Source organism: Micromonospora cathayae (assembly GCF_028993575.1).
Lineage (GTDB): Bacteria > Actinomycetota > Actinomycetes > Mycobacteriales > Micromonosporaceae > Micromonospora > Micromonospora cathayae.
Genome location: NZ_CP118615.1, coordinates 1,575,012 through 1,596,001, shown reverse-complemented (window position 1 = coordinate 1,596,001; position 20,990 = coordinate 1,575,012). Strand labels below are relative to the sequence as shown.

Sequence of the window (20,990 nt, the reverse complement as noted above, 5' to 3'; positions counted from 1 at the left end):
TCGGAAGGCGCGGCAGGAGTTACGCATCGAGCCGTCACGTCGATGGAGATGTGAGTTCCTTGTACTCCCTCAGCTGGACGCCCTCGGAGGTGCCCGTGTCCGCTGCCCGCGATGCTCGCCGAGTCTGCTTCCTGGCCGTCGTCGCCCTCCTGCTCACCCTCGCTCCGATCGATGTCACCGCCGCGAACGCCCAGGTCAGCCGCGTTCGTCAGGGCAACGCCTCCGATGTGAGCCGGGCCGGCTGGGCGGGTCCGGCCTACACGATGAACGGCTCCGGCGGGATCGTCGTCCCCACCATGACCCGGGCGATCGACGCCATCCGGGGCGGCAGCGGCAGCATCGACGTGGTGGTCGTGGCGGGTTCCGGCACCGGCACCCCGGAATGTGACGTGATCACTCCGCTGGTCGGCGTGAACTCCTGCACCACGCTGACCCTGACCGCAGCCCGGGACGGTGACGACAGCCGGGTCAACACCGACGTCCGCAACGCCGAGTTCGTCTACTTCGCCGGTGGTGACCAGTGCGACTACGTGGCGTGGAAGGGCACCGCGCTCGAGGCGTCGGTGGAGTCGGTGGTCAGCAAGGGCGGCGGGGTGGGCGGCGGCAGCGCCGGTCATCACGTCAACAGTGACATCGTCTACGACGCCTGCACGGCGAGCGCCACCTCGTCGACCGCGCTGGCCGACCCGTACGACCGGTCGATGACCTTCACCACCGGCATGTTCCGGTGGCCCCACTACGCCGGCACCGTCAACGACTCGCACTTCGTCGCCCGGGACCGGATGGGCCGGAGCATGGCGTTCGTGGCCCGGGCCGTGAAGGACGGGCTCGCCCCGGGCGGCAGAGCATGGGCCGTCGGCGTCGAGGAGGGTGCCTCGCTCTACCTCGACCGCAACGGCCTGGCCACCCTGAGCGGACCCAGTGCTCATGTCGTCCTCGGCGACCACCAGCCCGAGGTGGCCGTCCCCGGGCGGCCACTGACCTACACCAACTTCAAGATCTGGAAGCTCACCAACGGCCAGACGTACGACTTCGCCAACCGTCCGTCCTGTGGCTACTACCTGCGCAGCGTGCGAGCCGGGGTGCCGGACGGCAACCTCTACAGCGGCACTCCGGTGACCGACTGTTCGACGCCGCCTTCCGACGGGTCCAGCCACGCCGAGGTCGAGCCGAACGACTCGCGTTCCGCCGCCGACGACATCAGCCGCCTGACCTGGCCGGTCGCCCTCAGCGGCGACATGAAGAGCGACAGCGACCGGGACTACTTCGCGTTCACGCTGGCCGCCGGGGAGACGTTCACCGCGAACTGCGCCATCCCGGACGCGTACGACGCCGACCTCTACCTGCTCAGCTCGACCGGGAGCACGCTGACCCGCTCGGTGAACGACGGTGCCGGGGCGGACGAGGCGGTCACCCTGACCCGGACCGCATCCGGCTCGGCCACCTACTACCTGGACCTGGAGGCGTACGCGGGATCGGGCGACACTGACTGGACCTGTACGGTCCGCCGGTCCTGACAGGTACGGCCCGGCCGAGCGCCGGGTGGCCCGCCGGCTGCTCGTCCCGGCCCCGCTGCCGGGCTGGGCACGGCGCCCGTCGCCGTACTCCGGACCGTGCCCCGCTCCCGCGCCGCCTTCGCGGGTGTAAGGGTAATGAAATCCACCTGCCGCACGATGGGGACGGGTTGCGCGACCCCACCCTCTCCGTCCAGGCAAGGAGTCCAACCGCTATGCGAAGCAGGTTTCTCCGGCTGCTCACGGTCATCGGCCTGATGCTCGGCTCGGTGGGTCTCGGCGCGGCCCTCGGCCCCGCGCCGGCCTCCGCCGCGTACGGCGCCGTCAAGTGGCCGGCCAGCGGCGTCATCACCAGCAGGGTCGACGACCGGTGCCCCGGATACGACAACCACGACGGTTACGACATCGCCGGCAACTACCGCTCCGTGGTGTCCGCCGCCTACAGCGGATCGGTCAGCTACATCGGGTACGACACCGGCGGGTACGGCAACTACGTGATCATCTCGCACGTCAACGGCTGGAGCACCCTCTACGCCCACCTCGACGGCTACGTGTCCCGGATGCGGGTGGGCGAGTACTTCAACCGGGGCGACGGCATCGGCTACATGGGCTACACCGGTGGCGTCTCCCCGCCCGGCGTCGGCGGCACCCACCTCCACTTCGAGATGCTCCGGTACAACAGCCCCCAGGTGTGGAACTCCGCCGGAAGCTGTGGGCAGAGCGTGACCAGGGGGAACTCGATCCCGTTCGACTTCGTCGGTCTGAACTGACCGACGGCCCTGCTGCCGTGGCGGCGGACGGCTCAGCTGTCCGCCGCCACGATCCGCCAGGCGTCCGGTCGGCTACCCAGCCGCCGGTACGCCTCGCGTGCCGTACCGGGATCGCCCGACAGGGCCGACTCGGCCGCCCGCCACCACGGCGAGTCGGCGGGCGACAGTCCGGTCAGGTCGGCCCGGCGCAGGCCCGCCTCCCGCAGGGCGAGCGGCAGGTCGGCCCCGAAGCTGCTGGTGAGCGTCCTTCCGGCGATCACGTGCAGGAGTTCCTCGACCAGCGGGGCGGTACGCCGACGTGGTCGTCCGGTGGCGAACGCCACCCGGGTCTGCACCACGAGGGCGGGCCCGAGCAGCGACCAGCCGCCGTCCCGCCGGGCCATCGCCTCCGCGCTGCGCGCGTGCCGCTGCGCCGTCCGCAGGCCCCGTCCGGCGAGTGCGATGCGGGCCAGCAGGACGTGCACCTCCGACGCCATCCGGTGTCGACCGCCGGGACCGGCCAGGTACTCGTGCGCCGCGCGTTCGGCGGGCCGCAGCCGTCCGCCGTGGTACTCCTCGCGGACGTGCTCCGCCGCGAGCCACTCCAGATCGACCGGGGACGCGGTCCGGGTGGCCGATCGTCGGGCGAGCCTGCGTTGGGCCGCGGCGCGGTCGAGACGACCAAGGCGGTCGGCCCCGTCGGCCAGGGTCACGTACAGCGACGACGGTACCCAGCCGAGACGGGACTGGTGTTCCCGCGCGACGTCGACCAGTTCGGTGATCACGTCCGGCCGTCCGGCCTCGATGCTCAGGATCGCCAGGTTGGCGCGGGCCCGCAGCACCAGCGTGGCGAGCGAGAGCCGACGGGCCCACCGGAGACCGAGCTGTCCGGCCCGCTCCGCATGGGTGTGCCGATCGGTGACGGCGAGGATGCCGCAGATGTTGACCAGGGCGTTCGCGCCGGCTTCGTCCGGGCGGCCGGCGTCGACGAGGTCCAGGACGGATAACGCGCGCTCGGACGCCGACCGGCCGTCGGTGGGGGCGAGCCACTCCACCCGGGCCTGCCAGGATCGCGCCTCCGCAGCCCGGTGCTCCTGTCCCAGTCGCTGGAAGAGCAGCTCCGCGTGGGCCAGTTCGGCCCGGCCCTGACCGGACTTGTGGTAAAGGGCTTCGCCCAGCCGGAGCAGTGCCTCCGCGCGGGTCGACGGCTCGTCGGTCAGCTCGAGGATGCCCCGGTAGCAGTCCGCGGCCTCGTCGAATCCGCCGTGGGCACGGGCGAACGCCCCGGCCCGGTGCAGAGCGGTGAGCGGTGACCGGAGCTGGTGACCGGCCGGGTCGGCGTCCGCCCCGCTCCTGCCGTCGGCCAGCGGACGGACCGCAACAGCTTCCAGGGCCGCCTGGCCGGGACCGCTGGCCACGGGTACCCGGCCGGAACGTGGTGCCTCCGGGTGAGCGGTGACGGCGCCCGGCCGGGGGTGCCGGTCGAGGACCAGCATGAGCGTGTGGTCCATCGCGGGGCCCGGTTCGAGTCCGAGTTCGCGGACGACGGTTTCACGGAAGGCGACGTACGCGGCGATGGCTTCGGCGTGCCGGCCCGCCCCGTACAGCGCCCGCATCAGGAGTTCGTGTACCCATTCGGTGGTCGGTTCCGCGCGGGCCAGCGCCGTCAGGTCGGGCAGGACGGTGACATGTTCACCCACGTCGAGCCGGGCGAGCAGGGAGAGCCGGCGGAGCGCCAGCAGCTCCTCCGTGATCGTGGACACCTCGGCCCACCGCAGCGGGTCGTCCCAGATCCCCTGACCGGGGGTGCCGCGGACGAGGACCAGGCCGTGGCCGGTGATCTCGGTGACCAGATGGGAGTCGCCCTCCCGGGCGGCGGAGCGGGCCCGGCGGAGCGCGTCCCGTACCCCCAGCACGTCGCTGCCCCCGACGGCGAGGTCGAGCAGATACCCGTCCGGGGTACGGCGTACCGCCCGGGCCGCTGCGGGTCCGCCTACCGCGAGACGACGGCGTACCCGGTGGGCGAGCACGGGGAGGCCCGCGTGCCCCGGGGCGGCCTGTTCCGGCCAGACCCGGGCCGCCAGCGCGTCGAGGGGCAGGCTCACGCCGGGCGTGAGGGCGAGGGCCGCCAGGAAGGCCCGCTGCCGGCGACCGGACACCGGGACCGGGTGGTCTCCGACCCGGGTCAGCAGCGGGCCGAGCACACCGCACCAGAGCCCTGTGAATGGTCCAGTCATGCTGTCGCCCGAATCGTCGCCACCGGACAGGCTATCGATGCTCGGCTATATGTTACGCGTTTCGTGCTCGACCGCACCACCACACGACGCCAGCTCGACCCCGCCGGATCGGCACGACTCGTCGTCGTCGCGGCGGGCTGTGCACCCGGCGGGGGTTTCGCAGCCGCCGGTGCGTCCCCACCGCCCTTCCCGGACGTTGAGCCCGGAACGCTGTGGGCCGCGCTCCAGACGCCCGCCAACGTGTAAGACCGACAGGGGTCCCCTCCGTGCACACCGAACGGGAAACCGACGAGTCAGCGCAGGACTACTCGCACAACGTCGAAGCGGCCGACTGGCCTGATCCGTACGCCCGCACAGAAGTCCGTGACCCGCGGCGTGGGCTGCCCCGGCCTGCCCCGGCGGCAACCGCCATGATGATCCGATGCGGATTCTGTCCATCCAGTCATCGGTCGCCTACGGCCATGTCGGCAACTCGGCGGCCGTCTTCCCGCTGCAACGACTCGGGCACGAGGTCTGGCCGGTGCTCACCGTCCACTTCTCCAACCACACCGGGTACGGCGCGTGGCGGGGGCCGCTGTTGGCGGCCTCCGACGTCGCCGACGTGATCCAGGGGATCGCGGACCGCGGGGTCCTCGGCAGCGCCGACGCGGTGCTGTCCGGGTACCAGGGTGATCCCGCCGTGGGCGCGGTGATCCTCGACGCGGTGGACCGGGTGAAGGCGGCCAACCCGGAGGCGGTGTACTGCTGCGACCCGGTGATGGGTGACCTCGGTCGGGGCATGTTCGTCCGGCCCGGCATCCCGGAGTACCTGCGGGACGTCGTCGTCCCCCGCGCGGACATCATCACCCCGAACCATTTCGAGCTGGACTTCCTCGCCGGTACGACCACGAAGTCGCTGGCGGACCTGCTGGCGGCGGTCGACGAGGTACGGGACCGGGGGCCGAGGCACGTCCTGGTCACCAGCGTGCTGCACGACGAGGTGCCGGCGGGTTCGCTGGAGGTGGTGGCCGTCTCGGACCAGGGTGCCTGGGCGGTGACCACGCCGCTGCTGCCGATCAACCCGAACGGCGGTGGCGACCTCACCGCGGCGTTGTACCTGGCCCACCTGTGGACGACGGGGCAGCCCGCGACGGCGCTGGAGCGTACCGTCGCCACCGTCTTCACCGTGCTGGAGGCGACCCTGGCGGCGGGCACCCGGGAGATCCAACTGGTCGCCGCCCAGGACGCGATCGCCGAGCCGCCCGCGTTGTTCACCGCCCGACGGCTCCGCTGACCGTGCGTCATCTGAACTTCCGTCGACGCCGTCGGCGGTGACAACGTCCGGGCCGCCGGAATAGCCTCACCGGAAGCTCTACGCTTCGAAGATTGCCGATACCTGCGAGGAGTTGGCCCGATGGTGAGATTCGGCCGTGCGGTACTGGTCGGCGTCGTCCCGCTCCTGGCCAGCCTGCTCGTCGCGGCTCCGGCGCGGGCCGCGCAGGCCGAGGTCACCGTCTCCTCCGTCTATGCCGCAGCCGCCGACCGCCTGGAGGTGTACGGCACCGCGACCTGCACCGAACCGACCGGCACGGCCCACGTCACCGTGATGGCGACGCAGGTGATGCCGTTCTCCTTCGGCTGGGTCGGGCTGGACGTCCCCTGCGCCGGCGGACTCGTCTACTGGGAGGCTTCGGTGCTCGGCGGCTACGGATGGCAGAACTGGAGCCAGGTCACGGTGAACGCCAACCTGACCGACAGCCAGGGCGGTGCCGACGACTTCTCCGGCGTCTTCACCGCGTAGCCGCCAGGCCACCGCTGACCGCCGGGCCGCCAGCGGACCGGACCGGCAGGCCACCGCCGGACCGGTGACCGTCACGGTGCGGGCGGGCCGGGAGCCGCCAGGCTGGCGGCGAGGGTGTCCAGCGCCCGGTCGAACCGGGTGACCAGCGCGGTCCGGGACGCGTCGGCGAGCCAGTCCGCGTACGCCACCTGGAGGGCAGCGGCACCCGCTGCCGCGAGCAGCGTCGCCGTCGTCCCGGGCACCCCACGGGCGACCGCCTCGTCGGCGACCAGCGCCTTCCAGCGGGCCTGTTTGGCGAGGTCACGCCCTTGCAGGGCGATGTCGGAGGCGAGTACCCGGGCCCGTACCCGCAGGGTCTCGCGGCGGGGTTGCAGCTCGGCGGCGAGCGCGCGCAGCCCGGCGGCGACCAGGTCGCGGGCGGACGATCCGGCGGGGGCCTCCCGGACCCCCCGCAGCAGTACGGCGGTGAGCTGGTCGTCCGCGCCGAACAGCACCTCCTCCTTGTCCGGGAAGTGCCGGAAGAAGGTGCGTTGCGAGACGCCGGCCCGGGCGGCGATGTCGTCGACCGTCGTGGCGGCGTAGCCCCGCTCGGCGAACAGCGCCAGGGCCGCCTCCTGCAACCGCTCCCGCGCTCCGCCCGGCCACCGTCCCATGGCCGAAGATTACCCCTTGCGTCAGAAGCTGACATCAGCGACGCTGGAGTCATGACAGGAACTGACATCACCTCCCGTCCCTCGGTCCTGCTCACCGGGCCGACCCGGGGGCTCGGCCGCGCCGTGCTCGACGTACTGGCCCGGCACCGACCCGCCCCGGTGCTGCTGCTCGCCGGCCGGGACCGCACCGCCGTCGACACCGCCGTGACCGCCGCCCGCACCGCCGGAGCCCACGACGCCGCCCCGCTCGACCTCGACCTGGCCAGCCTCGGGTCGACCCGGGCCGCCGCCCGTACCGTGGTCGAGCAGGTCCGTGCCGGCCACCGCCCACCACTGACCGCCGTGCTGGCGAACGCCGGCATCCAGGTCACCGACCGTCGCCGGCGCAGCGCCGACGGACACGAGTTGACCTTCGCGGTCAACGTGCTCGCCCAGCACCTGCTGCTGCGCGAACTGCTGCCCGCCCTCGCCCCCGGCGCGCATGTCGTGCTGGTCGGCAGCGGCACCCACTGGGGCGGCTGGCGGTCGATGGGCCTGGTCGCACCGCCGCGCTGGGAGGACCCCGTCGACCTGGCCCGCGCCGACGCCGGTGCCGACGCCGGCCGGGTGGTGGCCGGTCAGCGGGCGTACGCCACCAGCAAACTCGCCGTCGTGCTGCTGGCCCACGCCTGGCAGCGACACGAGGGCCACCGGCTGCGGGTCAACGTGTACGACCCGGGCCTGATGCCCGGCACCGGCCTGGCCCGCGCCATGGCGCCCTGGCGGCAGTGGGTCTGGCGGAACGTCCTCCCGGCGCTGCGCGTCCTGCCGGGCGTGACCACGCCCGCCGCCTCGGCCCGGCACCTCGCCGCGCTGGCCCTCGGCCGGACCCACCCCGACCTGCGCGGCGGGTACGCCAGCCTGGGCCGGGTCACCCGCTCGTCCCCGGCCTCCTACGACCGGGACCGGGAGGACCGGCTGTGGCAGGTGCTCGAGGACCTGACCGGCAGGGAGGCCACCCCGGGGCCCGGCCCCGTGCACGGCGTCGGTGGAGTGGGACGTTAGCGTCGGGGCATGAGCGCGAAGTCCGCGCCGGTGCTGCCGGCGGCGACCGGGGTGGCCGAGGCCGCCGCCGTCCTGCGGTCCGGCGGGCTGGTCGCCTTCCCCACCGAGACCGTGTACGGCCTGGGCGCGAACGCGCTCGACGGGCACGCCGCCGCGCGGATCTTCGCGGCGAAGGCCCGACCGAGTTTCGATCCACTGATCACCCACCTCGCCGACCCGGCCGACCTGACCGGACTGGTCGGCGCGGTGCCGCCCACGGTGGCCGCGCTGGCCGAGCGGTTCTGGCCCGGTCCGTTGACGCTGATCGTGGACCGGCCGCCGGTCGTACCGCCGATCGTCACCTCGGGGCTGCCCACCATGGCCGTCCGGGTGCCGGACCATCCGGTCGCCCGGGAGCTGATCCGGGCGGCCGGGGTGCCGGTGGCCGCGCCGAGCGCCAACCGGTTCGGCATGCTCAGCCCGACCCGGGCCGAACACGTGGTGGCCGGGCTGGGCGACGCGGTGGACCTGATCGTCGACGGTGGGCCGACCCGGTGCGGCATCGAGTCCACCATCGTGGACGCCCGTGGTGACCGTCCGGTGGTGCTGCGGCTCGGCTCGCTGCCGGTGGAGGCGCTGGTCGAGGCGGTCGGCCCGGTCGAGGTACGGCAGGGCAGCTCCGGCCGGCCGGTCGCGCCGGGCACCCTCGCCGCGCACTACGCGCCCCGGACCCCGCTGCGGGTGGTCACCCCGCCGGTCCCGGGCCGGGCCGACGACGACACCCGGGGCTACCTGGCCCTGCGGGACCGGCCCGCCGGGGCGTACCGGGCGGTGGAGGTGCTCTCGCCCGACGGGGACCTGACCGTGGCGGCGGCCCGGCTCTTCGACGCCCTGCACCGGCTCGACGCCACCGGGGTGGCCGAGATCCTCGCCGAGCGGGTGCCGGACACCGGTCTGGGGCGGGCCATCAACGACCGGCTGGGCCGGGCCGCCGCCACCTGGCACGAGCAGGGATAGTCCTCCTCCGGGGCGCCCGGCGCAACCAGGAACGCGACTGACCAGGGTCGATTCCGGCCACCTCCGGCCAGCGACGTCCGTCGTTGGACCGGGCAAAGGGTTCGAGCCGGAGAAGAGGACCCGCCATGGCCGTTCCGACCGTGACCGCGTCGCTGGACGCGACGACGTACGCGCCCGGGGACCAGATGCTGCTGACCGTCGCGTACGCCGACACCGACAGCCAGACCCTGACCCTCACCATCGTCGTCACCGATGACCGGGGCAACCAGAGCGCCCCGGTCATCGTACCGACGGTGATCGATCCACTGACGGTGGCCGTGACCGACGACTCGGGGCGTACCTGGACCCGGGTGTCGGACACCGGCACGGTGGCCGTTTTCCGGGCGGTGGCCTGATGGCCCGGGTCACCGTGCGGGCCCGGGACGCCGCCGGGCAGACCGCCACCGCCACCGTCGACTACGCCGTCGTCACCGTGCTGGGCGGGTACTACCTGGCCGGCAACGCCGATCCGACGGCCGACCTGGCCGGCGGCAACTTCCGTTCGCTGACCCAGTACCGCAGCTTCGCCGACGGGTACACCTTCCCCGGCTGGCAGAAGGACTGGCTGACCAACCTCGGCCGGGCCGGTGTGCGGATCAACATCGTGCTGGAGCTGAAGCACTACGGCAACCCGAACACCGGCGCGCAGACGTTCACGGTCGACGGGGTGACCTACACCGTGCCGGCCCCGGCCATGACCATCCAGCAGCGCCCCGGCACCACCTGGCCGAAGGCGTACGGCTACAGCCAGGTGCTCGCCGGGCGCTGCGACGGCCTGTTCGCCCGCGCCCTGTCGCAGTACCGGACCCTGGGCTTCCCGGTGAACGTCCAGCTCGCCTCGGAGCTGGACACCGACCACGAGTTCGGCACCACCGAGGCCGGTACCGCGTACACCTGGGCCGAGTCGGACGCCCGCGCGGTGGCCGCGGTCGGTTACGTCGTGGACTGGTTCCGGGCCCGGACGCTGCCCGCCGGCACCACCTTCTCGGTCGGCGTGGGTGGCTTCGACCGGGCCTGCTACCAGCGCACCCACCCCGAGTCGCTGATGGCGAAGCTGAGCTTCCTGCACTGGAACGTGTACGCCACCGACCCGAGCCACACCGCGCTCGGCCGGTTCCGCCGGACGAAGGACTGGGCGGTCGCCGACCTGGGGCCGGTGGCGCTGTCCCGGCCGGTGCTGGTCGCCGAGTGGGGGGTCCGGAAGGCGGAGTTCCCGGACCAGGCGGCGTGGATCGCGACCGTGCCGGACGCGGTCCGGCGGCTGAACCGGGAGGGCGGACCCCGGATCGCCTGGACGAACTACTTCAACTCGGGTTGGGGCACGCTCACCCCGAAGGACGCCGGCCTGGCCGCCCTGCGGGCCGCCTACGCGACCAGCCCGTACGCCTGACCGCACGCCCGGTCGTCCGCCGGGCCGCGACCTGGTCGCCCGGCGGACGGCGACCAGCCCGTCCGCCGGGCCACGGGCGGGCCGGGCGCGGCCAGGTCGCCGACCCGGTCGCCGGCAGCGTCCCCCCGCCGCCGCTGCCGCGCGGTCAGGCGCGTCGGGCGGGGCGACGGCCGGGCGGGGCGGTCGGTTCCGGGCCGGGGTCGGGCAGCGCCGGCAGCGGCCGTACGCACGGCGCGCCGCCGGTGACCCGGATCCGGGTGCCGTCGTGCCACAGGTCGACCCCGGTCTCCGGGCCGGCGTCGGGCAGCTCGTACCGGACCTCGTCGGGGGTGACCGTGACCTGGAGGCGCTGCCCGTGCCAGAGCAGGCTGAACGCCAGCCGGTTCAGCCGGCCGGGCAGCCGGGGCGCGAACGACAGCTCGCCCCGGTCGTCCCGCATCCCACCGAACCCCTGCACCAGCGCGATCCACGCCCCGGCCAACGCGGCCAGGTGCAGCCCGTCCCCGGTCTTGTCACCCAGGTCCTCCAGGTCCTGGAGCACCGACTCGGCGAAGTGGTCGTACGCCAGGTCGAGGTGGCCGACCTCGGCGGCGAGCACCGCCTGGGCCGGCGAGGAGAGCGACGAGTCGCGGACGGTACGGGCCTCGTAGTACGCGAAGTTGCGGGCCTTCTCCTCGGCGGTGAAGTCCCCCGGGCTGCGCAGCATCGCCAGCACCAGGTCGGCCTGCTTGACCACCTGCCTGCGGTACAGCTCCAGGTACGGGAAGTGCAGCAGCAGCGGGTAGTCCGCCTCGGGGTCGGTGCCGTCGAAGTCCCACTCGGGCAGCCCGGTGAACCCGGCCGACTGCTGGTGCACCCCGCGCTTGCGGTCGTACGGCAGGTGCACGGCGTCGGCGGCGGCCCGCCACCCGGCCACCTCGGCGGCGGCCACCCCCAGCCGGGCCGCCTGCTCCGGGTACGCGTCGGCGGCGTCGGCGGCCCCGCGCAGGTTCCGCCGGGCCATCAGGTTGGTGAAGACGTTGTCGTCGACCAGGGCGCTGTACTCGTCCGGGCCGGTGACCCCGGGCAGGTGGAACGAGCCGTCGTCGGACCAGTGCCCGAAGCCGTGCCAGAGCCGGGCGGTCTCCACCAGCAGCTCCAACCCGGCCCCGGCGAGGAACCCGTCGTCGCCGGTGGCCGCCACGTACCGCAGCACCGCGTCGGCGATGTCGGCGTTGAGGTGCAGCCCGGCCGTACCCGCCGGCCAGTAGCCGGAGCACTCCCGGCCGCCGATGGTGCGCCACGGGAAGCTCGCCCCGGACAGTCGCAGCTCGGCCGCGCGTTCCCGGGCCTCGGTCAGGTGGGCGTGCCGCCAGCGCAGCGCGGCGCGGGCCATCGCCGGGGCGACGTAGGTGAGCACCGGCAGCACGTAACCCTCGGTGTCCCAGAGCACGTGCCCGTCGTAGCCGTTGCCGGTGAGCCCCTTCGCGGGGATGGTCCGGTCGCCGTCCGCCCGACCGGCCTGGAGCAGGTGGAACAGGGCGAACCGGGTGGCCTGCTGAAGTTCCGGGTCGCCGTCGAGGACGACGTCGGCGGTGGTCCAGGCGGCGGCGAAGGCGGCCCGCTGCTCGGTGACCAGCGCGTCCCAGCCGGCCGACCGGGCCTCGGCGGCCGCCGTCACCGCCTGTCCGGCCAGCTCCACCGGCGTCGGCACGACGTCGGCGGCCGGGCGGTCGGCCCGGCCCTGCACCGACCCGCCGGGACCGCCCTCGGCCGATCCGTCCGGGGCCTCGGCGACCGGCTGACCGGAGGTGCCGTCCGGGGCGTCGGTGGCCGGCTGGTCGGGGGTGCCGGTGGGCGCGCACTCGTACCCGGCGAACCGGACCAGCCGGAGCCGCTGGCCGGGGTGGAGCGGCCCGCTCAGGGTGAGCCGGATCCGGTCGGCCGCGCAGTCGGTGTCGGTGGCGGTGGTGTCCGGCGCGTCGACCAGGTGGGTCACCGCGACCGCCACCCGCTGCCCGCTGTGTTCCGTGCGGTGCACCAGCACCCCGTCGGCACCGTCCGCGCGGCGGTACTCGGCGACCAGCGGGTCCTCCAGGACGGTGGCCGCCCGGGGGTCGTCGGCCCGCTCGGGAACCCGCTGGTTGGCGAGCAGGTCGGCGCAGACCCGGACCTGCACCGGCCCGTCCAGCGGCTCGACCTCCCAGCGCACCGCGGCCACCGGGCGGCGGGCCAGCGAGACCAGCCGGGTGCTGCGGACGCGTACCCCGTGCCCGCCCGGGGAGATCCACTCGGTGTGCCGCTCCAGCAGGCCGGCCCGCAGGTCGAGTACCCGTTCGTGGTGGCGGACCGTGCCGGTGCGGAGGTCCAGCGGTTCGTCGCCCACCCAGAGCCGGATCAGCGCGGCGTTCGGTGCGCTGACCACGGTGTCGCTGTGCTGGGGGAAGGCGTAGCCGTCCTCGGGGTAGTCGATCCCGTGCCGTTCGTGCAGGCCGTTGAGGTAGCTGCCCGGCATCCCGTACGGCTCGCCCTCGTCCAGGTTGCCGCGCCAGCCCAGCCAGCCGTTGCTCAACGCGAAGATCGATTCGGTCTCGGCGACCCGGTCGAGGTCCGCTTCGGTCCGCCGGATCCGCCAGCCGTCGTCCCGCCGGTCGTCGTCCCGCCGGTCGTCGTCCCGCCGATCGTCGTCCCGCCGGTCGTCCTCCCGGTCGCCCGACTGCTGCTGGCTGACGGTCGTGGCGGACACACGGCCTCCCGGTGCTCAGGTACGCGAGACGCCATCCCAGCACGCCCGGCTGTACGGCGGCTGAGACGAAGGTCAGGGGTTGACCATCACCTTCGCACACTGTGCGCAACTCCGCGCGTTCGGACGATCGAGGGGTCGCGAAGGGGGTATGAGCAGTTGATGAGGTCAGACATGGTCGACGTGACGGCGGGGGTGCCCGGGTTCAGCGCCGAGTGGTACACCGACGTCGTCGAGTTCGCCGACGGCAGCCCGGAGCCGGTGCAGTGGTTCGCCGCGCACTTCACCGAGGGCTCGGTGGTGCTGCTCGGCCTGCTGCTCATGGCGGCGGCCTGGCGGTACTTCCGCGGCGCGCCGCAGGCGGCAGGGATCGGCCCGCCGTCGGCCCGGACCACCAGGCACCGCGCGGCGGCGCTGGTCGCCCCGGTGGCGGTGGTGCTCGCGTACGGGCTCAGCGAGTGGTTCAAGACCGTGGTGGACCAGGAACGCCCGTGCCGGGACCTGACCGACCTGGTGATCGTCGCCGGCCACTGCCCACCGGTCGGTGACTGGTCCTTCCCGAGCAACCACTCCACCATCGCCGGGGCGCTCGCCACCGGTACCGTCCTGCTCTGGCCCCGGCTGGGGCTGCTGGCCGTACCGCTGGCCCTGCTGGCCGCCGCTTCCCGGGTCTTCGTGGGGGTGCACTACCCGCACGACGTGGTGGGGGGCGTCCTGCTCGGCGCGCTGGTCGTCACGGCGCTCGTGCTGCCCCTGACCGGCCTGCCGCAGCGCCGGAGCCAGCACCGGGACGCCCCGCCGAGCCCGATACGGAAAGTAGTTTCATGATCGGCAGTTCGTGCTGGTCGCGGTGACCTGAGCCACGCCCGCCGGCCCGGGGCGGCACCGCCGTCACCACCCCGGGCACCCCGGACGGTCGCCGGGCTCCGGCGACCCCGCGCAGCGGATCCGTTGTCCCGTACGGCCTACGCGGCGGGACACCGCGCCGGGGGTGGTCGCCCCGGCTGGGCGGCCGGCCGGCCCCGCCGGGGCCCCTCGGCCGGTACGGAATCATCCCGGCCCCACCCCACCCCTCGTGACGCAGAGTATTCGTACCAATTGCCTCTGTTGCATCGGCTGTCGTCAGCCTATGCTCGCCCCTTGGGTGGGACCAACAGTCGACACGGACACACAGCCCGACAATCGGGACCAGGTGCCGGAAAGAACCAACCAGTATCCGTACTCGCAAATACCAATAGATGATCAAACAATCCGGACCGGGGCATCCGGACACGCTGCCGCATACCCGGAAACCGGCCGGACGAGCTCCCCATCGAGGAGGGCGGCGGTGCGCGCACGGCAGCTCAGGCAATGGATGGCCGGCGTCGTCGCGCTCGTGGTGATCGGCTCCGGGGCCGCCTGCGGTACGGATCCGGAGCAATCGGGGCGGGCCACCACGGGCCGGGCACCGACTGCGACCGAGGACCGGAAAGCAGCGGAGGCGGCGGCGGAGAAAGCGGCTCTCGCGGCATACGCCGGATATCTGGCGGCATCCCGGACGGCCAGCGCCCGAAGTGATCCACACCATCCCGACCTGGCCAAATACCTGGCAGATCCGCTACTGACCAGGGTGCGGCTGACAATTCGCGACGCGAAGGAGCACGGTGCCATGCGTACCGGAACGCTCGTTTCCGACCCGACCGTCACCGCGGTCAGCCTGGACACCGTCCCGGCCACCGTGGAGATCCAGGACTGTCTCGACGCGACGAACTACAAGCTGGTCTACGCCAAGACCCGCAAGGCGGTCCCCGGTACCGGCTCCGGGCGGCACCTCGCCACGGCCACCGCGAGCCGCTACCCGGACGGCCGCTGGCTGATCAACGTCGGCGTCGCACACGAGGACCAGCCGTGCTGACCTGGGGAGGCGGCGGTGTCCCGGCCCGGCAGCGGGTCGGGACACCGCCCCGGCTGGTGCCCGCCCTGCTCGCCACCCTGGTCGCCGCGCTGCTGGTGGTCACCCAGGCCCCGCCGCCCGCCGTCGCCGACCCGGGCGCCGAGTGCCCGATCGGCCAGACCGACTGCAACGTCTGGGACGACGAGCCGGGCACCGGAAATCCCGGCGACCCGGGCGACGGTGACGGTGACGACGGCGGCAACAACGGCGGCGGAGCCGGCAAGTGCCAGTGGAACGGCCGGGTCATCCCCTGCTACGACGACGTCCTCGGCTGGTTCAACAACAGCGACGGCTGCTACTACAAGCTCGCCCAACCCCAGCCGGAGGACACCCCGGAGGGCCAGCAGTGGTACGTGCGGACCTGCAACGGCGGTGACCTCGGCTCACAGGATCTGGTCCTGCGGGACGCCCCGCCGCCCGGTTTCGGCGCGCCGCCGGACCCGGAGGAGATCGCGCTGCGGCTGCTCGCCTCCATCGACCTGCTCAAGCCGCGCATCTCGGTGGCCCCGCGCAAGAGCCAGGGTCCCGGCCTGGTCGGGCTGCCCGTCTGGCTGTGGGCCAGCCCGGGGCGGAACTACTTCGGGGACCCGGCGCTGACCGCCAGCGACACCGAGGGCGGGGTGAGCGTCACCATCACCGCCAAGGTCACCAGGGTCGTCTGGGACATGGGCAACAAGGAGACCGTCACCTGCTCCGGACCGGGCACGCCGTACTCGACCTCCGGCCCGTACGCCGGCCGGCCCTCCCCGGACTGCGGCCTCCCGAACGGCTACCCGAAGGCCGGCACGTACCGGATCAACGCCACCACCCACTGGAACGTGCACTGGGTCGGCGGCGGCCAGTCCGGCGACATCCCGGTCACCCGGACCAGCAACGACGTAGAGATCCAGATCAACGAACTTCAGGTGGTGACCGAGTGAGCCTGGCGACGCGCAACGGGCCGGGGCCGGTGGACGCCCCGATCGCCCCGCCGAAGGTGGTCCGGCAGCGCCGGATGCGCCCCGGCCTGCTCGGGCTGGCGGTGCTGCTGATCGCGCTGGGCGGCCTCGGGGCGGCCTTCGCGGTCACCTCGGTCCGGGCCACCGGGACGTACCTGGCGGTCGCCCGCACCGTCGAGGTGGGCACCGTGCTCAGCCAGGACGACCTGATGTCGGTCCAGGTGGCCGGCGGGCAGGGCCTGAAGCCGATCCGGGCCGGCCGGATCGACGAGGTGCTCGGCAAGCGGGCGGCGGTCACCCTCACCCCGGGCACCCTGGTCACCGAGGCCCAGCTCACCGACCAGCCGCTGCTCGGCCCCGGCCAGCAGCAGATCGCCCTGGGCCTCAAGCCCAGCGCGGTACCGGCCCGCGAACTCCGTCCCGGCGACAAGGTGCTGCTGGTCAGCACCCCGACGAAGAACACCGACGGCCGGACGAGCACCTCGGTCACCCGGTTCACCGGGACCGTCATCGACAGCGACCGCCCGGAGAGCACCACCGTGGTGGTCTACCTGGCGATCTCCGTACGGGACGTGCCGGCGGTGGTGGCGCTCGCCGCGGAACAGCGGGTCGCCCTCGTGCTGACCGGATCGGTCTGACCATGGCGATCATCGCGCTGGCCTCGGCCAAGGGCTCGCCCGGGGTGACCGCCTCGGCGCTGGCCTGCACGCTGAGCTGGCACCGCCGGCTGGTGCTGGCCGAGTGTGATCCGGCGGGCGGTTCGGTGCTCGCCGGCTACCTCGGCGGAGTGCTGGACGGTCCCCGGGGCATCGGCGAACTGGCCGTCGGCGAGCTGCGCGACGGGAACCTGGAGTCGATGTTCTGGTCGCAGCTCGTCGACCTGGACGCCCCGAAGCGGGAACGGCTGCTGCTGCCGGGCGTGGTCGAGCCGGCCCAGGCCGGCAGTGTCATCCCGCTCTGGCAGCGGTTCGCGGACTTCTTCGGCGAGCTGGAGCAGGGCACCCCACCGTACGACGTACTGGTCGACTGTGGCCGGTTGGCCGTGGTCGGCGCGCCGTGGCCGGTGCTGCGGGCCGCCGCGGTGGTGCTGGTGGTCACCCGGGCCACGCTGCCCGACATCTCCGCGACCCGGTCGCTGCTGCGGGCCATGGAACGGGACTTCACCGAGCACCGGGTGCCGGCCGGCTCGGTACGCCTGCTGGTGGTCGGCGACGGCCACCCCAACGGCGAGATCAGCAAGACCCTCGGCGTACCGGTGATCGCCCGGCTGCCGCACGACCCGCGTACCGCCGGGGTGCTCAGCCTGGGCGGCACGGTGCGGGCCAGGAGCCCGCTGATGCGCGCGGCCGGTGCGCTGGAGGTCCCGGTCGGCACCCTGCTCGACCGGCGGCGGGCCCGGCTGAGCTGGCCGGCCGGCCAGGGGGTGCCGCATGCGGTTTGAGCCGGTCTCCCACGATCCGCGTAGCCAGCCGCCCTCGGCCACCTCGGTCACCCCGCCACTGGCCCCGGCGAACGGTCACCGCCACCCGCCCGGCCCTCCCGCCCAGCACGGCCCGCCCGGCCCTCCCGCCCAGCACGGCCAGCACGGCCCCAACGGGCAGCACGGGCCGACTGGGCAGCACGGCCCCAACGCCAACGGGCAGCACGGCCCCAACGGGCAGGTCCGCGCGGTGCCGAACGGGCACCCGCATCCGGCCGCGCCGAACGGTCGTCCGGCCGCCGGCGGGGCGAACGGGCACGCTCCGCCGGCCGGCCCGAACGGGCGGCACCGGCCGGGGACCGCCAACGGGGTGGCGCTGGCCCCACCCCCCGGGCCGACCACGGCACCCCGCCCCCGGGTCGACTTCACCCTGGTCCGCGAGCTGCGCCGGGAGCTGAGCGAACGGCTCACCCTCTGGCAGCGCGGCCGGGAGTTCAGCGTCGCCGAGGAGGACGTGGAACGGGCCCGGATCGCCGTGGCCGTGGTCTCCGAGTACGCCGACTCGGTACGCCGGGCCGGCACACCGCTCACCGCCGACGAGGAGCGGCACCTGCTCAACCAGGTGACCGCCGAGCTGGTGGGGCTCGGTCGGCTCCAGACGCTGCTGGTCGACCAGACCATCGAGGAGGTGCACATCCTCGGCTGCGACCAGGTACGCGTCACCCGGCACGGCGGTGGCGTCGACTGGGTGGACCCGATCGCCGACAGCGACGAGGAACTGGTGGAGATCCTCCAGGCCGCCGCCCGCCGGGCCGGGGCCACCGAGCGGTCGCTGTCCACCTCGAAACCCACCCTGGACCTGCAACTACCCGACGGCAGCCGGCTCGCCGCCGTCTACCTGGTCAGCCGCCGCCCATACGCGGTGATCCGTAAGCACAACACCCTGGACGTGAGCCTGGACGACATCGCCGGCTTCCGGGGCGACCTGGACGAGATGATCGACGTCCTGCTCCGCGACTTCCTCCGCGCGGCCATGCGGGCCGGGCTGAACATCATGGTCGCCGGGCTGGCCGGTGCCGGCAAGACGACCGTGGTCCGGGCGCTGATGGACGAGATCCCGCCGGACGAGCCGTTCGTGCTGCTGGAGGAGAGCCGCGAGCTGCTGCCCGCCCGGCGGGACATCAAGCACCGGGCGGTGATGAGCTTCGAGGCCCGGGAGGGGCACGGCGAACGCGGCCTGGACGGCCGGCCGGCCGGTGAGGTCAGCATCGCCGACCTGATCCCGGTGTCGCTGCGGATGGGTGTGCTGCGGATCGTGGTCGGCGAGGTGCGGTCCCGGGAGATCGTGCCGATGCTCCAGGCGATGACCACCAGCCGGGGCTCGATGTGCACCATCCACGCCCGCACCCCGGCCGGGGTCACCGAACGGATCATCGAGTTGGCGCTGTCGCACGGCCGGGAGATGACCGTCGACCAGGCCCGCCGGATGGCCGGCAACGCGCTGGACCTGATCGTCTATGTCACCGTCGAGGACGAGACCGCGATCGGCGGCCGGAAACACCGGTTCGTCTCCCACGTGGAGGAGGTCATCGGGGCCGGCGAGGGCAACCGGATCACCACCACGGAGGTCTTCGGTCCGGGGCCGGACGGCCGGGCCGTGCCGAAGCACCTGCCCGAACGGGTCCGCGAGCACCTGCTCCGGGTCGGCTACGACGCCCGGCTGCTCAGCCGGTACATCGAGGCCGGCACTGGGGCGTGGCGACGGGCCCGGCACACCCGGCTGGGGGTCCGACGGTGATCGCGAACATCGAGCTGATCGCCATGGTCTCCGGGGCGGCCTGCGTGGCCGGGCTGGTCCTGGCGGTGGTGGCGCTGGTCGGCACCACCCGCCCGCCGGGCAACCGGCCGGGCAGGGGCGGGCCGGGTCTGCGCCGGCTGTGGCAGGGCTCCGGCACCAGCCGGCAGGAACGGCAACGCCACCAGGCCCTGCTGGTGGGTGCGGCGGTGGCCGGCGCGGTGGCCTTCCTGCTCACCGGGCTGCCGGTGGTCGGGCTACTGGTCGCCGTGGCGGTGCCGGGCACCCCGTGGCTGTTCTCGGTCGGCCGGGCCGAGCAGCGGGCCATCGCCCGGATCGAGGCGGTCGGCGAGTGGACCCGCCGACTCAAGGACATCTCCGCCACCGGGCAGGGCCTCCAGCAGGCCATCATCGGCACGATCGCCACCGCGCCACCGCAGATCGAGGAGGAGGTGCGTCTGCTCGCCGCCCGGCTCCAGGCCGGCTGGCTGGCCCGGCCGGCGCTGCTCGCCTTCGCCGACGACATCGGCGACCCGGTCGCCGACCAGGTGGTGGCGGCGCTGATCCTGCACCTGACCGACCGGGGGGAACGCCTCGGCGACGTGCTGGGCTCGATCGCGGGTGCCGCGGCGGCCGAGGTGGCGACCCGCCGGGAGATCGAGGCCAAACGTGTCCAGCCCCGGTTCGCGGTCCGGTTCCTCACCGGGATGACCCTGGCGACCATCGCGTACGGGCTGGTCAACACCGACTACATCCGCCCGTACGGAACGCCGACCGGGCAGCTCGTGATGGCCGTGCTCAGTGCCGCGTTCGTCGCGCTGCTGGTCTGGGTTCGCGCGATGAGCCAGCCACCGACGCCGACGCGCTTCCTGCCCGCCCCGGACCCGGAGGACGCGCTCGCATGATCCTCAACTGGCAGCTCACCCTCGCCGTCAGCGGCGGCGCGGCGGTCGGGTTCGGGGTCTTCCTGGTGATCCGGGAGCTGTTGCCGGCCACCCCGGCGCTCGGTCCGGCGCTGCGCCGGCTGCACCAGCCGCCGAGCGTCACCCGGCCGGGCACGGCCCCCCGGAGTGCGGAGTGGCTGACCGGTACGGCCCGCTGGCTGCGCCCGCCGCACCGGCAGCTCGCCCTGATCGGCCAGACCCCCGAGCAGTACGCGCTCTCCGTACTCCTCTCCGCCCTGATCGGCCTCGCTGCGCCGACCATGCTGACCGTGGCCCTCGTGTCCGCCGGAACCTCGCTGCCGTTCGTCGTACCGGTGATCGGCAGCCTGGGGACGGCGTTCCTGTTCGCCCTCGCCGCCCACCGGTCGGTGCTCCAGAAGGCCGCTCGGGCCCGGGAGGAGTTCCGCCTGGCGGTCTGCACCTACCTGGACCTGGTGGCGCTGCAACTGTCCGCCGCGCACGGGCCGGTGCAGTCACTGGAACGGGCGGCCGAGATCTGTGACGGCTGGGTCTTCGAGCGGATCCAGGAGGCGCTGCGGATCGCCCAGATGCAGATGCACTCCCCCTGGGAGGAGCTGCGGGATCTCGCCGAGAAGATCGGCATCCCGGAGCTGGGGGACGTCGGCGCGATCATGCGTTCCTCGGGCAGCGAGGGCGCGCAGGTGCACGAGACCCTGCGCAGCCGCGCCGACGCCCTACGCGACCAGATCCGTACGGACAATCTCGCCCGCGCCGAGGGAATCACCACTCGGCTCGACATCCCCGGTTCGCTGCTCGTCTTCGTCCTGCTCGGCTTCATCGCCTACCCGTTCGTCAGTCGCCTCTGACCCCGACAA

19 protein-coding genes are annotated in these 20,990 nt (G+C 73.6%); 16 read left to right on the top strand and 3 right to left on the bottom strand.

Translation table 11 applies throughout. The annotated features are described in order from the left end of the window. The first annotated feature begins 95 nt into the window (after positions 1 to 95). On the top strand, positions 96 to 1,517 hold the full coding sequence (locus PVK37_RS07450) for a hypothetical protein (protein ID WP_275033034.1): 1,422 nt from the start codon (positions 96 to 98) through the stop codon (positions 1,515 to 1,517). A 212-nt stretch (positions 1,518 to 1,729) separates the two neighbouring features. Beyond that, positions 1,730 to 2,284, top strand: coding sequence for a murein hydrolase activator EnvC family protein (locus PVK37_RS07445; RefSeq protein WP_275033033.1), 555 nt, complete (start codon positions 1,730 to 1,732; stop codon positions 2,282 to 2,284). Positions 2,285 to 2,316: 32 nt separating this feature from the next. On the opposite strand, the gene PVK37_RS07440 is transcribed toward PVK37_RS07445, so the two are convergent. Continuing rightward, a complete protein-coding gene (locus PVK37_RS07440; RefSeq protein ID WP_275033032.1) occupies positions 2,317 to 4,500 on the bottom strand; it encodes an AfsR/SARP family transcriptional regulator in 2,184 nt (727 codons plus the stop codon). Between the two features lie 421 nt (positions 4,501 to 4,921). Between PVK37_RS07440 and pdxY the strand changes: the two genes are divergently transcribed. Together pdxY and PVK37_RS07430 are read left to right on the top strand one after the other, a co-directional pair. Next, the gene (gene pdxY / locus PVK37_RS07435; protein WP_275033031.1) at positions 4,922 to 5,773 is read left to right on the top strand and encodes a pyridoxal kinase PdxY; all 852 of its coding nucleotides are present in this window, start codon (positions 4,922 to 4,924) and stop codon (positions 5,771 to 5,773) included. 120 nt (positions 5,774 to 5,893) lie between these two features. Further along, positions 5,894 to 6,280 (top strand): hypothetical protein, encoded by a 387-nt coding sequence (locus PVK37_RS07430; RefSeq protein ID WP_275033030.1) that lies wholly within the window; start codon positions 5,894 to 5,896, stop codon positions 6,278 to 6,280. 71 nt (positions 6,281 to 6,351) lie between these two features. On the opposite strand, the gene PVK37_RS07425 is transcribed toward PVK37_RS07430, so the two are convergent. Continuing rightward, a complete protein-coding gene (locus tag PVK37_RS07425) occupies positions 6,352 to 6,933 on the bottom strand; it encodes a TetR/AcrR family transcriptional regulator (RefSeq protein ID WP_275033029.1) in 582 nt (193 codons plus the stop codon). A gap of 51 nt (positions 6,934 to 6,984) precedes the next feature. On the opposite strand from PVK37_RS07425, the gene PVK37_RS07420 reads away from it, so the two are divergent. The 4 genes from PVK37_RS07420 (at position 6,985) to PVK37_RS07405 (ending at position 10,402) form a co-directional block, all read left to right on the top strand. After that, positions 6,985 to 7,977: an SDR family NAD(P)-dependent oxidoreductase gene (locus PVK37_RS07420; protein WP_275033028.1), complete on the top strand. Its 993-nt coding sequence runs from the start codon at positions 6,985 to 6,987 to the stop codon at positions 7,975 to 7,977. Positions 7,978 to 8,010: 33 nt separating this feature from the next. Continuing rightward, positions 8,011 to 8,973, top strand: a complete 963-nt coding sequence (locus tag PVK37_RS07415) for an L-threonylcarbamoyladenylate synthase (protein WP_275035000.1) — start codon at positions 8,011 to 8,013, stop codon at positions 8,971 to 8,973. A 125-nt stretch (positions 8,974 to 9,098) separates the two neighbouring features. Continuing rightward, positions 9,099 to 9,368, top strand: a complete 270-nt coding sequence (locus PVK37_RS07410; protein ID WP_275033027.1) for a hypothetical protein — start codon at positions 9,099 to 9,101, stop codon at positions 9,366 to 9,368. Further along, a complete protein-coding gene (locus PVK37_RS07405; protein ID WP_275033026.1) occupies positions 9,368 to 10,402 on the top strand; it encodes a hypothetical protein in 1,035 nt (344 codons plus the stop codon). Before PVK37_RS07410 ends, PVK37_RS07405 begins: the two co-directional genes overlap by 1 nt. A 145-nt stretch (positions 10,403 to 10,547) precedes the next feature. On the opposite strand, the gene PVK37_RS07400 is transcribed toward PVK37_RS07405, so the two are convergent. Next, the gene (locus PVK37_RS07400; protein WP_275034998.1) at positions 10,548 to 13,010 is read right to left on the bottom strand and encodes a glycoside hydrolase family 65 protein; all 2,463 of its coding nucleotides are present in this window, start codon (positions 13,008 to 13,010) and stop codon (positions 10,548 to 10,550) included. Between the two features lie 276 nt (positions 13,011 to 13,286). Between PVK37_RS07400 and PVK37_RS07395 the strand changes: the two genes are divergently transcribed. The 8 genes from PVK37_RS07395 to PVK37_RS07360 all read left to right on the top strand — a co-directional run bounded on the left by PVK37_RS07395 (position 13,287) and on the right by PVK37_RS07360 (position 20,981). Further along, the gene (locus PVK37_RS07395; protein WP_275033024.1) at positions 13,287 to 13,952 is read left to right on the top strand and encodes a phosphatase PAP2 family protein; all 666 of its coding nucleotides are present in this window, start codon (positions 13,287 to 13,289) and stop codon (positions 13,950 to 13,952) included. 526 nt (positions 13,953 to 14,478) lie between these two features. Then, a complete protein-coding gene (locus PVK37_RS07390; protein ID WP_275034997.1) occupies positions 14,479 to 15,018 on the top strand; it encodes a hypothetical protein in 540 nt (179 codons plus the stop codon). A gap of 53 nt (positions 15,019 to 15,071) precedes the next feature. After that, complete coding sequence (locus PVK37_RS07385) at positions 15,072 to 15,977, top strand: hypothetical protein (RefSeq protein ID WP_275034996.1); 906 nt, start codon at positions 15,072 to 15,074, stop codon at positions 15,975 to 15,977. Further along, entirely contained in the window at positions 15,974 to 16,633 is a 660-nt protein-coding gene (locus tag PVK37_RS07380) for an SAF domain-containing protein (RefSeq protein WP_423791013.1), read from the top strand. The genes PVK37_RS07385 and PVK37_RS07380 overlap by 4 nt, the downstream gene beginning before the upstream one ends. Before the next feature lie 2 nt (positions 16,634 to 16,635). Beyond that, positions 16,636 to 17,436 carry a CpaE/TadZ family protein gene (locus tag PVK37_RS07375; RefSeq protein WP_275033023.1) on the top strand — a complete coding sequence of 267 codons (801 nt, stop codon included), beginning with the start codon at positions 16,636 to 16,638 and terminating at the stop codon, positions 17,434 to 17,436. After that, positions 17,426 to 19,213: an ATPase, T2SS/T4P/T4SS family gene (locus PVK37_RS07370; protein ID WP_341483424.1), complete on the top strand. Its 1,788-nt coding sequence runs from the start codon at positions 17,426 to 17,428 to the stop codon at positions 19,211 to 19,213. Before PVK37_RS07375 ends, PVK37_RS07370 begins: the two co-directional genes overlap by 11 nt. Beyond that, on the top strand, positions 19,171 to 20,115 hold the full coding sequence (locus PVK37_RS07365) for a type II secretion system F family protein (RefSeq protein ID WP_275033021.1): 945 nt from the start codon (positions 19,171 to 19,173) through the stop codon (positions 20,113 to 20,115). The genes PVK37_RS07370 and PVK37_RS07365 overlap by 43 nt, the downstream gene beginning before the upstream one ends. Beyond that, a complete protein-coding gene (locus tag PVK37_RS07360; protein ID WP_275034994.1) occupies positions 20,115 to 20,981 on the top strand; it encodes a type II secretion system F family protein in 867 nt (288 codons plus the stop codon). Before PVK37_RS07365 ends, PVK37_RS07360 begins: the two co-directional genes overlap by 1 nt. Positions 20,982 to 20,990: the final 9 nt, after the last annotated feature.